The sequence below is a fragment of the Cytobacillus sp. BC1816 genome, from assembly GCF_051353635.1.
GTDB classification, from domain to species: Bacteria; Bacillota; Bacilli; order Bacillales; family Cytobacillaceae; genus Cytobacillus; species Cytobacillus oceanisediminis_C.
This window is the reverse complement of the sequence record NZ_CP195611.1, coordinates 250,473-265,013: the sequence shown is the minus strand read 5'-3', so window position 1 is coordinate 265,013 and position 14,541 is coordinate 250,473. Positions and strand designations below refer to the sequence as shown.

17 protein-coding genes and 11 tRNA genes are annotated in these 14,541 nt (G+C 43.1%); 2 read left to right on the top strand and 26 right to left on the bottom strand.

The features are described from left to right. Positions 1-12: 12 nt before the first annotated feature. From ACR42H_RS01500 to ACR42H_RS01445, 12 genes are all read right to left on the bottom strand, one after another. Positions 13-86 (bottom strand) — tRNA-Gly (locus tag ACR42H_RS01500). A 21-nt stretch (positions 87-107) separates the two neighbouring features. Beyond that, positions 108-184, bottom strand: a tRNA-Pro gene (locus ACR42H_RS01495). A 5-nt stretch (positions 185-189) separates the two neighbouring features. After that, a tRNA-Arg gene (locus ACR42H_RS01490) sits at positions 190-266 on the bottom strand. A 60-nt stretch (positions 267-326) separates the two neighbouring features. Further along, a tRNA-Leu gene (locus tag ACR42H_RS01485) sits at positions 327-412 on the bottom strand. A 59-nt stretch (positions 413-471) separates the two neighbouring features. Further along, positions 472-556 (bottom strand) — tRNA-Leu (locus ACR42H_RS01480). Positions 557-571: 15 nt separating this feature from the next. After that, positions 572-647: transfer RNA gene (locus tag ACR42H_RS01475), tRNA-Lys, on the bottom strand. Positions 648-655: 8 nt separating this feature from the next. Next, a tRNA-Gln gene (locus ACR42H_RS01470) sits at positions 656-730 on the bottom strand. A gap of 8 nt (positions 731-738) precedes the next feature. After that, positions 739-814, bottom strand: a tRNA-Asp gene (locus tag ACR42H_RS01465). 31 nt (positions 815-845) lie between these two features. Next, positions 846-917, bottom strand: a tRNA-Glu gene (locus ACR42H_RS01460). A 15-nt stretch (positions 918-932) separates the two neighbouring features. Further along, positions 933-1,023, bottom strand: a tRNA-Ser gene (locus tag ACR42H_RS01455). 5 nt (positions 1,024-1,028) lie between these two features. Further along, positions 1,029-1,103: transfer RNA gene (locus ACR42H_RS01450), tRNA-Asn, on the bottom strand. Between the two features lie 153 nt (positions 1,104-1,256). Then, a complete protein-coding gene (locus ACR42H_RS01445; protein WP_113885010.1) occupies positions 1,257-1,730 on the bottom strand; it encodes a SprT family protein in 474 nt (157 codons plus the stop codon). Between the two features lie 135 nt (positions 1,731-1,865). Here ACR42H_RS01445 and cmpA point away from each other — a divergent pair, with 135 nt between their 5' ends. Then, entirely contained in the window at positions 1,866-1,979 is a 114-nt protein-coding gene (cmpA, locus tag ACR42H_RS01440; RefSeq protein ID WP_009336300.1) for a cortex morphogenetic protein CmpA, read from the top strand. 160 nt (positions 1,980-2,139) lie between these two features. Here cmpA and ACR42H_RS01435 read toward each other — a convergent pair whose 3' ends face one another. The 14 genes from ACR42H_RS01435 to acpS all read right to left on the bottom strand — a co-directional run bounded on the left by ACR42H_RS01435 (position 2,140) and on the right by acpS (position 13,591). Next, a complete protein-coding gene (locus tag ACR42H_RS01435) occupies positions 2,140-4,320 on the bottom strand; it encodes a Tex family protein (RefSeq protein WP_181782404.1) in 2,181 nt (726 codons plus the stop codon). A gap of 63 nt (positions 4,321-4,383) precedes the next feature. Then, complete coding sequence (locus ACR42H_RS01430; protein ID WP_113885012.1) at positions 4,384-4,980, bottom strand: PP2C family serine/threonine-protein phosphatase; 597 nt, start codon at positions 4,978-4,980, stop codon at positions 4,384-4,386. After that, positions 4,977-5,771, bottom strand: coding sequence for an RNA polymerase sigma factor SigB (gene sigB, locus ACR42H_RS01425; RefSeq protein ID WP_113885013.1), 795 nt, complete (start codon positions 5,769-5,771; stop codon positions 4,977-4,979). The genes ACR42H_RS01430 and sigB overlap by 4 nt, the downstream gene beginning before the upstream one ends. Beyond that, positions 5,749-6,222, bottom strand: a complete 474-nt coding sequence (gene rsbW / locus ACR42H_RS01420) for an anti-sigma B factor RsbW (RefSeq protein WP_009336304.1) — start codon at positions 6,220-6,222, stop codon at positions 5,749-5,751. Before rsbW ends, sigB begins: the two co-directional genes overlap by 23 nt. Continuing rightward, positions 6,219-6,551, bottom strand: coding sequence for an anti-sigma factor antagonist (locus tag ACR42H_RS01415; RefSeq protein WP_009336305.1), 333 nt, complete (start codon positions 6,549-6,551; stop codon positions 6,219-6,221). The genes rsbW and ACR42H_RS01415 overlap by 4 nt, the downstream gene beginning before the upstream one ends. A 60-nt stretch (positions 6,552-6,611) precedes the next feature. Next, positions 6,612-7,622 (bottom strand): PP2C family protein-serine/threonine phosphatase, encoded by a 1,011-nt coding sequence (locus ACR42H_RS01410; RefSeq protein WP_113885015.1) that lies wholly within the window; start codon positions 7,620-7,622, stop codon positions 6,612-6,614. A gap of 11 nt (positions 7,623-7,633) precedes the next feature. After that, on the bottom strand, positions 7,634-8,035 hold the full coding sequence (locus ACR42H_RS01405) for an anti-sigma regulatory factor (RefSeq protein ID WP_113885016.1): 402 nt from the start codon (positions 8,033-8,035) through the stop codon (positions 7,634-7,636). 4 nt (positions 8,036-8,039) lie between these two features. Beyond that, the gene (locus ACR42H_RS01400; RefSeq protein WP_009336309.1) at positions 8,040-8,402 is read right to left on the bottom strand and encodes an STAS domain-containing protein; all 363 of its coding nucleotides are present in this window, start codon (positions 8,400-8,402) and stop codon (positions 8,040-8,042) included. Continuing rightward, a complete protein-coding gene (locus ACR42H_RS01395) occupies positions 8,399-9,232 on the bottom strand; it encodes an RsbT co-antagonist protein RsbRA (protein WP_113885017.1) in 834 nt (277 codons plus the stop codon). The genes ACR42H_RS01400 and ACR42H_RS01395 overlap by 4 nt, the downstream gene beginning before the upstream one ends. Positions 9,233-9,615: 383 nt before the next feature. Continuing rightward, positions 9,616-9,966, bottom strand: a complete 351-nt coding sequence (gene ndoA / locus ACR42H_RS01390; RefSeq protein ID WP_009336311.1) for a type II toxin-antitoxin system endoribonuclease NdoA — start codon at positions 9,964-9,966, stop codon at positions 9,616-9,618. A gap of 4 nt (positions 9,967-9,970) precedes the next feature. Beyond that, positions 9,971-10,252: a CopG family ribbon-helix-helix protein gene (locus ACR42H_RS01385; RefSeq protein WP_026041666.1), complete on the bottom strand. Its 282-nt coding sequence runs from the start codon at positions 10,250-10,252 to the stop codon at positions 9,971-9,973. 500 nt (positions 10,253-10,752) lie between these two features. Then, positions 10,753-11,910 (bottom strand): alanine racemase, encoded by a 1,158-nt coding sequence (alr, locus tag ACR42H_RS01380; RefSeq protein ID WP_113885018.1) that lies wholly within the window; start codon positions 11,908-11,910, stop codon positions 10,753-10,755. A 168-nt stretch (positions 11,911-12,078) separates the two neighbouring features. Continuing rightward, the gene (locus ACR42H_RS01375) at positions 12,079-13,092 is read right to left on the bottom strand and encodes an outer membrane lipoprotein carrier protein LolA (RefSeq protein ID WP_113885019.1); all 1,014 of its coding nucleotides are present in this window, start codon (positions 13,090-13,092) and stop codon (positions 12,079-12,081) included. A gap of 145 nt (positions 13,093-13,237) precedes the next feature. Next, the gene (gene acpS, locus ACR42H_RS01370) at positions 13,238-13,591 is read right to left on the bottom strand and encodes a holo-ACP synthase (RefSeq protein WP_113885020.1); all 354 of its coding nucleotides are present in this window, start codon (positions 13,589-13,591) and stop codon (positions 13,238-13,240) included. A gap of 164 nt (positions 13,592-13,755) precedes the next feature. On the opposite strand from acpS, the gene ACR42H_RS01365 reads away from it, so the two are divergent. Next, positions 13,756-14,481, top strand: a complete 726-nt coding sequence (locus tag ACR42H_RS01365; RefSeq protein WP_113885021.1) for a rhomboid family intramembrane serine protease — start codon at positions 13,756-13,758, stop codon at positions 14,479-14,481. Positions 14,482-14,541 lie beyond the last annotated feature (60 nt).

Here is a 14,541-nt window from a genome sequence, read left to right as displayed (position 1 = left end):
AATCAGTAAGTTTGGAGCGGGTGAAGGGAATCGAACCCTCATCATCAGCTTGGAAGGCTGAGGTTTTACCACTAAACTACACCCGCATATAATTATCGTTTCCCGAATGGTCGGGAAGACAGGATTCGAACCTGCGACCCCTTGGTCCCAAACCAAGTGCTCTACCAAGCTGAGCTACTCCCCGTAATATGGCGCGCCCGAGAGGAGTCGAACCCCTAACCTTTTGATCCGTAGTCAAACGCTCTATCCAATTGAGCTACGGGCGCATCTTTTAAAAGCAACTCTTATATTATATCAACATGAAATTCAAATGTCAACAACTTTTTTGGTGCGGCCGAGAGGACTTGAACCTCCACGGGGTTGCCCCCACTAGGCCCTCAACCTAGCGCGTCTGCCATTCCGCCACGACCGCTTAATGAAGCGACAAGTAACATCATACCAAAACGTAGTACTTATCTCAATGGTAATTAATGGTGCGGGTGAAGGGAGTCGAACCCCCACGCCTTGCGGCGCCAGATCCTAAGTCTGGTGCGTCTGCCAATTCCGCCACACCCGCAATATGAAATTAAAATGGTGAGCCATGAAGGACTCGAACCTTCGACCCTCTGATTAAAAGTCAGATGCTCTACCGACTGAGCTAATGGCTCATCAAAAATGGCTGGGCTAGCAGGATTCGAACCTGCGAGTGACGGAGTCAAAGTCCGGTGCCTTACCGCTTGGCTATAGCCCAATAACAAATGGCGGTCCCGACGGGAATCGAACCCGCGATCTCCTGCGTGACAGGCAGGCATGTTAACCGCTACACCACGGGACCATCCACATAAAACCGTCGAAAACAAAAAAAGTGACCCGTACGGGATTCGAACCCGTGTTACCGCCGTGAAAGGGCGGTGTCTTAACCGCTTGACCAACGGGCCATTGTGAGAATTTTCTGGCGGAGAAGGAGGGATTTGAACCCTCGCGCCGCTTACGCGACCTACACCCTTAGCAGGGGCGCCTCTTCAGCCACTTGAGTACTTCCCCAAATATGGCTCCGCAGGCAGGATTCGAACCTGCGACCGTTCGGTTAACAGCCGAATGCTCTACCACTGAGCTACTGCGGAATAATAATAAACTTTATCGATAAAACACTTAACATCTTATCGACTCTTCATATTATAAGGACGCAGGCTATAAAAGTCAAGCTTGTTTTTAGAAGAATTTATTAGCCGTTTATCCTGTTTTGTCCTGCGACAATTATTAAATATAAAGTGAACTTAATCTAATGTCAATTCTTTTTTTAAAACTAATTTCCCCTTGCATTTACCGCAAACATATTTCTTCGTATCAACTATTCTTTTTCTTTGATAAGTTTGACGGCAATCCTTACACATATAAACAAGAATCTTAGCAGATCTATTTGTTTTTGGACGATCAGGCAAGGCCGAACAAAATCGGGGTGCTCCCACTTTTTTCATTAGCAATCTGAAATCCTGATCGCGATGTTTATATCCTTTTCCTTCTAAATGCAAATGATAATGACATAGCTCATGTTTAATAATTCCTTCTAATTCTTTGGCCCCAAGCTGCTCATAATACTTTTTGTTTATTTCAACATGATGTGATATCAGCATATATCTTCCGCCAGTCGACCTGAGGCGCGAATTAAAATAAGCCTGATGGCGAAAGGGCTTGCCAAAGCTTTCTAAAGATATCTTTTCAACAAGTGTCTGAAGCTCCTGGTCATTCATAAAAATGTTTTTCCTCTCTTATCGTAAACATGACAACCTATTATAGCATACATTATATATACCTTTTATAGCTCTGAACTCGCTTTGCTGCCCAAGGGAGCGATCATCAGATTCCAATCACGGGAGGTAATTCAGATGCCTGTATGGTTTCAAAATCAAATCCAGCGTGCTTTTTATGAAAAGGACCGCTATCAGATCAAACTGCTGAATCAGTGCTGGTTTTTCTATAGGAAGAAACACTGCTCATAAAATATGGCGAGCCTGAGATATACCCGCTTAAATCAGCTACAGCCCTTTATAAACCTTACAAGCATAAGCCAAATCACGCTAGAAATATTAATTTCCGTCGTGATTTGGCTTATGACTCGAAGAACTAGCTTTTTAACCCAGCAAAACAAAGGAATGTAATTTAGTTAGGCCCAAGCATAGTTAAGGCAACTCTTCCCTTGTGCTTATCAACAGAGTCAACCCAGACCGTTACTACATCCCCAACGGACACGACATCCAGCGGGTGTTTGACAAATTGGCGGCTAAGTTTGGATATATGAACAAGGCCATCCTGTTTGACTCCGATATCAACAAATGCACCAAAGTCGACAACATTTCTCACTGTCCCTTGAAGCTCCATCCCTTCCTGCAGATCTTCAAGTTTCAGCACTTCTTTCTTTAGCAGCGGCTTTGGCAGCTCATCACGCGGATCCCTTTCAGGTCTCATTAAGGCATCGATAATATCTCTCAGTGTAAGTTCACCAATTTCAAGCTCCCGGGCTGCCTGGCTGATATTTATGCCTTTTAGAGCTTCCCTTAATGATAGTGTTCCAAGGTCACTGGATTTAAAGCCGAGATTAGCAAGCAATTTATTTACTACTGCATAGGTTTCCGGGTGGATTCCAGTCCGGTCCAGAGATTCTTTCCCATCGATAATCCGCAGGAAGCCAATTGCCTGTTCATAGGTTTTGGCCCCAAGGCGCGGAATCTTTTTCAGCTGCTTGCGGTCTGTAAATTTCCCTTCTTCTTCCCGTTTCTTGATTATATTCACAGCAACTGTTTTTGAAAGGCCAGCTACATGCTGCAGCAATGAAGATGACGCTGTATTTACATTGACACCCACTTGGTTTACCGCTGTCTCTACAACAAAAGAGAGTGATTCTGTCAGCTTTTTCTGGGATACGTCATGCTGATATTGACCAACCCCCACGGACTTGGGATCAATCTTAACCAATTCTGCAAGAGGATCCTGGAGGCGGCGGGCGATGGATACGGCACTTCTTTCTTCTACCTGGAAATCAGGAAACTCTTCTCTGGCCAGGTCTGAGGCAGAATATACGCTCGCCCCTGCTTCATTGACAATTAGGTAGAATATCTCCTCTTTCATGTCCTTTAAAATGTCAGCGATGAACTGCTCGGTTTCCCTTGAGGCGGTTCCATTGCCGATGGCAACCATTTCTACTTTGTATGTGTTTAGAATATGAACTACTTTCTCTCGTGCTTGTTTCGTTTTGGAAACAGGCGGATGCGGATATATGACACCGATATCAAGTACTTTTCCTGTTTCATCTACAACAGCCAGCTTGCAGCCAGTTCTGTAGGCAGGGTCTACACCCAGTACCACCTTGCCTTTTAACGGGGGCTGAAGCAGAAGTTTTCTGAGATTTTCAGAAAAAATCATGATTGCCTGTTCTTCTGCTTTTTCAGTTAGTTCATTGCGGATTTCACGTTCAATCGAAGGCATAATCAGACGCTTGTATCCATCTTCAATGGCTTCCTTTACAAGTGCCCCTGCAGGGGAGCGTTCATCCTTTACCCACTTTTTATACAAGTACTTTAAAATAAATTCGGTATTTGGCTTAATGTTAATCCTTAAAACTTCTTCTTTTTCACCGCGGTTTAATGCAAGTGTGCGGTGTGGAACAATCTTGCTCACTGGTTCCTCATACTCGTAGTACATTTCATAAACGCCTTTTTCGTCAATCTCTTTATTCTTCACAGATGACTCAATAGTTCCCTTTTTGGCTGTTTCCATACGGATCCATTTTCTGCTTTCTGCTTCATCTGATGCCCATTCTGCGATAATATCTTTCGCTCCAGCAATTGCCTCTTCCGTTGTGGCTACTTCGTTTTCATCAGATAAGAACTCTTTCGCCTTTTCAGCAGGGGTTTCATTAAGGGGAAAGGTGAGAAGCCATTCAGCAAACGGTTCAAGCCCTTTTTCCTTTGCTGCAGTTGCTTTTGTGCGGCGCTTTTGCTTGTATGGCCGGTATAAGTCCTCTACCTCCTGCAGCTTCACCGCTTTTTCAATGTTGGATTTTAGCTCTTCTGTCAACTTGCCCTGTTCTTCAATTAAGCGGACTACCTCTTCTTTACGCTGATTGAGATTTTGTATGTATTGCCAGCGCTCCATGATATCCCGAATTTGAACTTCATCCAGTGCACCTGTCTGTTCTTTTCTGTATCGGGCAATGAACGGGACTGTGTTCCCTTCTTCCAATAAGCTGATTGTGTTTTTTACTTGTTTAATGGCTATGGATAATTCTTCAGCGATTAGGTTTAGTACTTGATTTTGTCTATCCAATGTTTTTTCCAAGATCATTCCTCCATCATAGAGTCTCACATTTCATTTTATCAAAAAGAAAAACAAAAAGCTTACCCTGTTCTAGAGTAAGCTTCCAAGTATGAAAGTAGCATCATCTGAAGTAGATGGATACTGCTTTTTTATATCTTCCGAGATAAGGTCAATAGGGAGAAATGCTTTCAGCAAAGATTTAACCCCTTGAATATTCAAGCCATCTGAGTATATCAAAAACTTAGATTCCGCTTCATACGTAAACCGCTGGGTATGAAACACCTGCGGCCTTCCTGACAGATATCCAGTTACAGGCAGGGGATAGGTGAGTTTTCCAGTAGACGAATACAGGAAAAACCGAATATTCCCTACACAGCTGTATACAAATTCCCTGGAGGCAAAATGGACTTTAAACAGTGCTACTGCTGCTCCTCTTTTTTGTAAAAGAACATCGTTGCAAAGCTTCATGAGCGTATCTACATCTTTCTCATGATGCTGCTCTACGACAGAAACAACAGCAGAAGAAGCTTCGTACGCGAATTCCCCGCTTCCAAGGCCATCTGCCAGCACACATACAAAGTATTCATCAGTTGCAGTGAAGTAATATCCATCACCGCAAAAAGCTTTGCCATCTTTAGCTGTCTGGTGAGCAATCACTTCGATGTTATCCCCAACCAATTTGGTCATGAAAGGCACTCCGAGTTATTTGTTTCAGAGTGGATCGCTTCCTGAAGCTTTTTGATTGCACGGCGCTGAAGTCTCGAGACATGCATCTGGGAAATCCCCAGTTTATCTCCAGCTTCTTTTTGGCTCATATTCTCAAGATATGTGTATTGTATAATTAATTTCTCTCTCTCAGACAGGACATGCAGGACTTTTTCAAGAACAAGCATTTGATTTACTTTTTCATAGCCCATGTCTTCATTTCCGACGATATCCAGTAATGTGACTGTTCCGCCATCAGAATCAGCCTCGATTGAATGGTCAACAGAAAGCGCCTGATAGCTTTTTCCCATTTCCATTGCTTCGAGCACTTCCTCTTCAGATACACCAAGCACATCGGCTATTTCGTCCACTCTTGGAGACCTATGAAGTTCTGTTGTCAGCTCTTCAACGGTCGCTTTAATTTTTGGGCCTAATTCCTTTATGCGGCGCGGAACATGAACGCTCCAGGTTTTATCCCTTAAAAAGCGCTTAATTTCGCCGATAATCGTAGGAACTGCAAAGGCCTCAAACGTTTTGCCAAAAGACTCATCATATCGGCGGATAGCCCCTAATAAGCCGATAATGCCCACCTGGACAATATCCTCATGATAAGATCTTCCCTTTGAGTACTTCCGGGCAATGGCTTCAACTAAATTCTGATATTGAAGTACCAGGGCGTTTTGAGCTTCTTCATCCTGGTGAAGCTGGTAGGCTTTGATTAAAGCATTTGTTTCTTCTTTGGATTTTTGGTTAGGTTGAGATTGTTTTTGCATCCCTCTCCACCTGCTCTCCCTCTAGGTATTTGGTCATGAAGACCGTAACACCCTCTTTGTGATGAATTCTTACTTCATCCATCAATGTTTCAATCAGGTATAGACCCAAGCCTCCTTCACGCAGGAATTCCACAGAATCAGTCTGGTCGTATGGTCCAATGCCTTGTCTTGCAGATTGGAAGTCAAAACTTTTTCCGCTGTCTGCGACCATTACTTCAAGACGGTCAGTGTATAAACCGAACCCGATGACTACTTCCCCTTGCTCATTCTGCTTGTATGCGTGTTGGACTGCATTGGTGCAAGCTTCACTTGTAGCGATTTTAAGATCCTCAATTTCTTCATATGCAAATCCCATTCTGCTGGCAATCCCTGATAGCGTCAGGCGGATTACTCCAACAAATTCCGGCTTGGCCGGAATTTTCACCTCAATATAATCAAATGGCTCGTTCATTGTACTCCACCTTCAATCCCGCTGTTAATATCGATAATATCGGCTAGGCCTGTAATTTCGAAAAGTCTCTTTAAACGGTCCGATAAGCCAACAATCTGGAATTTGCCGTTATTGGCACGGACATTTTTAAATACACCAACAAATACACCTAAGCCGGTACTATCCATATAAGAGACTTCAGATAGGTTGACCACCATTTCCACGCCTTCTTTTTCTGTTAAAGGAAAAAGTTCTTCACGGAGTTTAGGTGCTGTGTACGCATCAATTTCTCCGCTTACCATTGCCTCAATCAGCATATCATTTTCTTTTACATCTATTGTAATATTCATAACTGACCCACCTCTTTACATGTCAACTGCTTTTTACTACTTACCCGTTCTTAAAACCCGTTAAACATTTCTTTTTAAAATAATTAAGGTAAAATCGTCCCGCAATTGAAAATGCTGAAGTTTTTCAAGTTCTTTATATACGCTATTAACAATTTCCTGTGCACTTAAATGAATGTATTTCTTGATTAATTCCAGCAATGATTCCTTTTCTATAAACCCTTCTTCTGTACGGCATTCAGTAACCCCATCTGACATTAATATAATCATATCTCCGGGATTTACTCCTTTTTCGTACTGGCGGTATTTTGTTTTTTTATCAATGCCGAGGAGCAGGCCTTTCGCTGCCAGTTCGGTAAATTCACCTGTCTCAGCCACAAAGAAAAGTCCTGGTTCGTGTCCGGCAGAACCATAAGAGAACATATGGCTGTTCGTATCATATATTCCATAAAACATAGTAATGAACATCGTTAAATCTACGTTCTGTTCTACGACCCGATTCAGATTTTCCAGGACGGTTTTAGGGTCATTGCGGTTTTCAGGCAAACTGTCCATGGCATATTTAATCATGGACATACACAAGGCTGCCGGAAGACCTTTACCAATGACATCAGCAACCGCAATGCTGATCGTGCTGTTTTCATCCTGAACAAAGTGGAAATAATCACCGTTCATATGTTTGGCAGGTACACTTATGGCACCAATATCCAAACCTTCTACAGAAGGAACCTGCGTCCCAAGCAGGGTTTGCTGGACGTTCGCAGCTATCTCCATTTCTGTCCTGAGTTCCTGCTGAATATGCTTTAAGTTCTGATGTTCCCGATAGGCAAACCCATAGCCTATCATGACTTCCAGAAGGATATCAAAAGAATGGTGAACATACTCAGGCAAGTCCGGATAAAGTTCACCCATCAGACTTTTATGAACGCTGATAATCTCTTCAGGAGAGATTTTGTGCTCGATCGACTTCCTGCTGAACTTCTGGCCTTGATACAAAGCCTGTTCAGATTGTTCTTTAATATAATTCTCAAGAATATCCCGATACTTTGATTCCATCATTTCTCGGAAATCCATACTGCTTCCCCCTAACGAAGCCACTTAGTTGCTTTTATATCTGTTCCGGTTCCAGGATTGGAGTCAATTAAGAACTCATCCATTAACCGCTTCACACCCGGCAGGCCGGCTCCTAATCCCCCTGATGTCGAGAATCCGTCTTCCATTACTTGGCGTAAATCATTGATTCCAGGGCCGCTGTCTACCGCAACTATACGCAATCCCGCTTTTCCGCCGTCGTATATTTTTTCAATACAGACTTGCCCCTGTCCGGCGTATAAATATATATTCCGGGCAAGTTCACTAATGGCTGTAGTGATTCTAGCCTGGTCAACTGTACCAAAACCAAGCTCTTTAGCAACATTCCGCCCAAGCTGGCGGGCTGCAACGATGTCCCATTCGTTTATGATTTTAACGCAGGATTGGTTTTCCATACAGTTACTCCCCCAATTCCTGTTGTAATTTCTCCAAACCTTTTTCTAGATCTAATGCAGTAAGGACATCATCTAACCCAATACCTAACTCAATAAGCGTAATGGCTACGGCAGGCTGTATCCCGGTTATGACTACTTTTGCACCCATCAGTTTGGACATATTTATTACGTCGCCGAGAACTTTTGCGATGAATGAATCAATAAAGTCAATGGATGTTAAATCAATCACAACTCCATTTGCGCTGGTCTCATGGATTTTATGGAGCAGATCCTCCTGAAACTGCAGAGCAGTCTGGTCATCCAATTCCCACTGGATGGAGACTAATAGGCAATCGTTCAGTTTTAAAATTGGGATTCTCACTCTCATTCCACTCCCTCCACATTAACAATTTTGCGGCTGGTTAACTCAAGCGCCGCTTCTACACCCTTTTTCAAGGTATTCTTTGTAGTAAACTGATTTAAATCAATTCCCAAGTTTACAATGGTTTGGGCAATTTCCGGACGGATGCCTACAAGCATGCATTTCGCTCCGACAAGCCTTACAGCATCAGCTGCCTGTATGATATGATGGGCTACCATCGTATCAACAACCGGCACACCTGTTATATCAATAAGCACCACTTCTGAACGGTGTTTTACTACTCCATTTAAAAGGTTCTCCATAATCTGCTTCGCCCGCTCCGTATCAATTGTACCAACAAGAGGCATGACTGTAATTCCTTCGAATACAGGAATAAGCGGCGCAGAAAGTTCCTGAAGCGCAATTTTTTGAAGGGAAACAGTTCTTTCCCAAGTGCTTGAATACATATTTACCACTTCATTGACCATGGGAGTCATCCAGCTGTCAAACTCGTAAATGACTTTCATTTGGTTTTCCTGGGTGACAATCCCCGTTTCCTGCATGTCCTCAAACACAATTTTCCCGAAGGTTTGGAGACCTTTTGTCACAAAACTTAGCGGCCAGCCCAACCGTACGATTTTCTCAGAGAAATCACTCAATTTTGAAGTGAATTCCTCATTTGAACTTTTTATATTTGAAATAATCAGGTCAATGAATTCCCGGCTTGTCCCGATAAATACCTGATCAGATACTACCTTTGTAACTCTTTCATCCGCATTTTCCTTTGTGGCATCAAGCCACTCATTGAATATGGAATCTTTGTTGTTTTGTATATAATTCAATATTGTGGAATTCATTTGTTCCTCCCTATTTTAGCATATATCTATTATTAGCCTTCCAATTCCCCTTTATTGTACAGAAGGATAAAAAAATCTTCCTGTCCCGTATATATCAATTAAATGATATCAGTGAATGCCAGTCAAATGATACCTATATGATGCCGAATGAATAAACTCCAATCTTTGGTTAATTCGACAATTTATAATTAAATCCCTTTTTTACCTTCATAACTCAGCGGATTCACATCGAATTTTGAAGTGTATGCTCTATATGAAACGGGTATATTTACAAAACCAGTCAATTTTATATAATAAACGACTCTCTTTTTTACCCTCTTTATAAGAAACTAAACCTTTTTGCTGTATAAAAAAATAAAAAACGCCCTTCAAAAGAGCGTTTGTTAAAATTCGATGAGGCCTAAGCTGATTTGCACGGCTTCATCCACTTTTTCCATCATTTCGTCATCGAGATGGGTTATTTTATCGGTTAAGCGTTGTTTATCAATTGTACGAATCTGTTCTAATAAGATGACCGAATCCCTTTCAAAACCATAACGCTTCGCATCAATTTCAACGTGAGTAGGCAGCTTCGCTTTTTGAATCTGAGCTGTGATTGCTGCAACAATTACTGTGGGACTAAACCGATTCCCGATGTCGTTTTGGATGACAAGCACTGGACGGACGCCGCCTTGTTCTGAACCAACAACTGGGGATAGGTCTGCAAAATAAACGTCACCACGTTTGACAATCAAGGGATTATCCTCCGCTTACTAGACGTTCAACTGTGTGTTCTGCCTCGTATTCCGCTTGAAATGCTTCAGATGCAATCGTCAAATTTATTTTCGCCATCTCCATGTAGCCTCGTCTCATGGACTCGCGAATTTGTCTCTTTTTGCGTTCGCGCAAATACATTTTGGTTGCCTGATAAATGAATTCGCTCCGGTTAACGTTTTCCTGTTTTGCAAATCCGTCTAACTCGGTTAAAAGATGCTGCGGTAACTTCACCATTATCTCTGTTGTTGTGCTGGAATCAGACACAAACATACACCTCCACCATCACTACACACCATTTTTATATCTACCATTTTCAATATTACCATTAATAAAGCCCAATGCAAAGGGGATTCTTTAATTCTTCTGTATTATCGTCCAAAAAAATAGTATTTTATGCATGATTTCAGAAAAGCGGAAGCGCCTTGTTCACCCCCGACAAGCACAAGACGTGCCTCACAGAAAAGCGTTCTTTGCCTTTTTGGGAGGAATGCCCGAAATGTGGCGGCGACTGTTCAGGGACGACAAGCATAAGACGAGCCCTGCAAGAAGGTGTTCTTTCCTTCTGGAAGGGATTGGCTTATGTCTCGAGTACACCTAGGTGCCGAAACAAGACAAGCTTGTGACCTTGAGGGGGTAGGCGCTGAAGCTAGACAGTTAACTAACTTCAGAATTCATCATTCTTATCGTTTCAGAAAGCCGCCGCGCTTATTCCATCCCTTTTTCCGGACGATAGCTCAGCTGGGCAGCAAATAAAGTTTTTACGATTATAACAGATAATTAATTCCCCCGATAATTTTACCATCTCTTTTATATATGCGCGGAACCCGGGAAGATACCATGCAGGTTACTTCATAGTTGATGGTTTCAAGTTTTTCGGCTATTTCATCAACCGGAATCTTTTCTTTCCCCTGCTCGCCGATCAGGGTTACTTTTGTACCGACTGGCATTTCATGCGGAAGCTTAATCATGCATTGATCCATACAAACTCTTCCAACAATTGGAACTCTCAATCCTTCAGCAAGAACCTCCTGCCCCTGAAGTTTTCGTATCCAGCCGTCAGCATAGCCAATCGGCAAAGTTGCAATCCATTCATCTTCTTGTGCCTCATAAGTCGCACCATAGCTGACTTTCTCGCCTTTATGAAGCTTTTTCACATGAACAATAGAGGTATGGAGAGAAAAAGCTTCTTTCAGCTGGAAAGGAAGGTCTGGCTTAATTTCCATGGAAGGAGCCAGGCCGTACATACTGATCCCCATTCTGACAGCATTGAAGTGGGCTTTGGGAAATCTAAGACCCGCAGCGCTGTTGCTGGTATGGATGTACTTCGGCAAAATCTCCAGCCAGCTGGTCATTTCCTCAAATCTGCTCAACTGTTTTTCAAAATAAGCATTCTCCAATGAATCCGCTGTGGCGAAATGCGTAAACACCCCTTCAAGCAGAAAACGCTTGTCCTTTTTGATAACGCTCTCAATTCCCGCAAGCTCATCACGGCTTCGAATCCCCAGGCGTCCCATGCCTGTATCAAACTTTAAATGAATATTCAGGACTTCTCCATCTTCCACATATTCGTATGCCTGTGATAGCCACTCCTTTTGAAAAACGGTCAGGGCAATATTCTTTGCCGCTGCTTCGCCTGCATGCTCCGGGCGGCTCGCTCCCATTACTAAAATCGGCGCTGCAATCTTTTTATTTCTCAATGCCATCGCCTCATCCAGGGTGGCAACAGCCAGAGAGGATGCGCCCGCCTGCAGGGCCGCTTCTGCCACAGCAGCATCTCCATGCCCATACCCATTTGCCTTCACAACCGCAATGACGTTTGTTCCTTCTTCTGCATGTTTTTTCATTGACTCTACATTATATGAAATATGATCCAGATTTATCTCTGCCCAAGTGTCCCGGTACATTTTTGTTTGTTCATTCATCGATGCATTCACGTCCTTTAGCCATTGCTTCTCTACATGTCGATTATCAAACTCGGGCAGAGGATTTGTCAAATGGTTATTTTTTATCAAAAGGCTTTGAAAGCTGATTCCTATGCCGGCAGCATAAAAAAACAGGCCCCCTTCTGGGACCTGCTTTTTTCCGGTGATTTATTTCACCATTTCTCCCTGTACAGTGCGGGCAATTTCGGACATTTCTTCAGGTGATAAATCATTGGAAGCAATCATATAATCCACACCCTGGTAGGTCCAGGAAATGGTGTTGTCAGAAAGTGCACCTATAGTAAAGCCAAGGTCAACAGGCTCGCCTTTCACTGAAGTAACGACGGATGATGTCGGCATGACAGCGGCCTTTTCCTGCACAAGAGTGAAGGATTTTTCTCCATCGTACGTCAATACAACACGCTTGCCATCTTCTGTTTTAACTTCCTGCTCATCAACCAGCTTTACATCAGCCATATCCATCTGCGGATATTTTACAGCGAATTCCTGATCCTCCACCTCAGCCATCACCGGCACTTCGAGCTGGGCGCCCGTCATGTTCTTTTGCATGTCAAAATCTTTCTTATCGAAGCTGGCATTAAACTTTACATTTGAAAATTCTACTGTTACAAGTGCATTTTTATCAGGATCCATAACCTTCACACTGACTGGGGATAAATCGGACTTCTTGAGCTTGATTTCCTGGACAGGAAGCATCTGATTATTTTGATAGCGTGTTTTTGTTTCAAACACATAATGATCTTTTGTAGCGGAGAACTTTGCTTCTTTATCCTCCATAATGTCCTTGACTAATGATTCATATAAATAAGCCTGGCTGCTGTTCTGCGGCCAATCGCTCTGGAAACGGAAGCTCTTGTTCAGCGCAGGAGTGAGGACAAATACACCGTCATCGTTACGCAGAATCATTTGGCTTTGTTCCTTTTGCGCGTTTTTCAGGTTCACCCGGTAAAAGTCAGGCTCCTTATGCCATACTTCTATTTCGTAGGTTTGCGGGTCAGTCCCCATCTGCAGAGTCATCTTGGCCTCCGCCTTGTATCCTTTAACGTCTTCAAGCTTATTGTTAAGATCCTTTACGACGTCTTCCTGTGATTTAGTCCCACAGGCAGACAATGCAAGAACTACCAAAAGCCCGGCAAGCAGCATGAACCACTTTTTCTTCATTCCTTCAGCCCCTTTGTCTCATTTCAGTGAGATCGGCCCAAACTTCCGGCCTGTCTCTCCTATCGCATTATGAATATATGAGACAACCTTAGGGAATATGCTAGAAGGAATGACAAGCTTTTGAAATTCTTCAGCATGCCAAATATCAAGCTTTTTCTATAACCACCTGAGCCACCGCATATTCTCTGCTATGGGAAATCGACAAGTGTATCCCATCTTTAAATGGCTTCGAAATATAAGGCTTTCCCTTTTCATCCTTTTCAATTTCAATATCCTGAAAGGAAAGTTCTTCCCCAATCCCTGTGCCCCATGCCTTTGAAAAAGCTTCTTTTGCCGCGAACCTCCCGGCAAGATATTCAGCCCGTCTCTTTTCCGTCAAGCAGCGATAGCCATCCAGCTCTTTGGATGTCAAAATCCGTTCAGGAAACCGCTCCTGCCTGGCAATAATTTTTCGTATGCGCTCCAGCTCTGCAATATCAATTCCAATACCGGAAATCATCTCTCATCTTCCTTCTATTTATATTATTCGCTGCATAAAGAATACAGTAGAAGCAGTATTATGTACACATTATCAAGTGAATAAGTGCTATCACATGCTGAAAAACCGCTTTTCAGGCTATGATGTAGATACACGGTCCAACAATTCAAGCACGGAGGAGAGCCATGTTTACAAGAACGGAAAGCTTTAAGGAATTTATCCGCTACTACCCTGTTGTTTCTGCTATCATTTGTATCCATATGATCATCTATCTATTAACAGTCATTCCCCTATTTCCAAATACACTTATTTTCGAAAAGCTTGCAGGCGTCAATTTATATATTGTTCAGGGTGAATACTGGCGGCTGCTGAGCCCAATCATACTGCACAGCGGTTTCCCCCATGTATTATTCAACAGCTTTTCTCTCGTTCTCTTCGGCCCTGCACTGGAACGATTGCTAGGAAAAACCAGATTCATTCTGCTTTACATCACTGCTGGTGCAGCAGCAAATATTGCAACACTGCTTCTTGAACCATTGACATATATTCATGTGGGCGCCAGTGGTGCGATCTTTGGCCTGTTCGGATACTTTGCGGCAATCATCGTATTCCGAAAAGAACTTTTATCCAGGGAAAACTCACAAATCATACTGACTATTACGATAATCGGCGTAATCATGACCTTTCTGCAGCCAAACATTAATGTTACTGCCCATTTATTCGGCCTGCTTGCAGGTTTCCTGATTGGTGCGGCATCACTTGCCAAAGGCCGTACATCTTCTTCATCCAGCATAATTCGGCCCGGGGGTCTTTCCGGCATCAGGCCTTCATTAAAAGGTGTGCCTGCATCAAGGCTTGTTCTCTGGGGAGTCATTATCATTTTGGCTGTCTTGGGGATTTTATCCAGATAATCCCAGCCCAAAAGCAGGAGTGCCTTGATCAGGTGAACTCCAACTAAAAACCGCCACGCC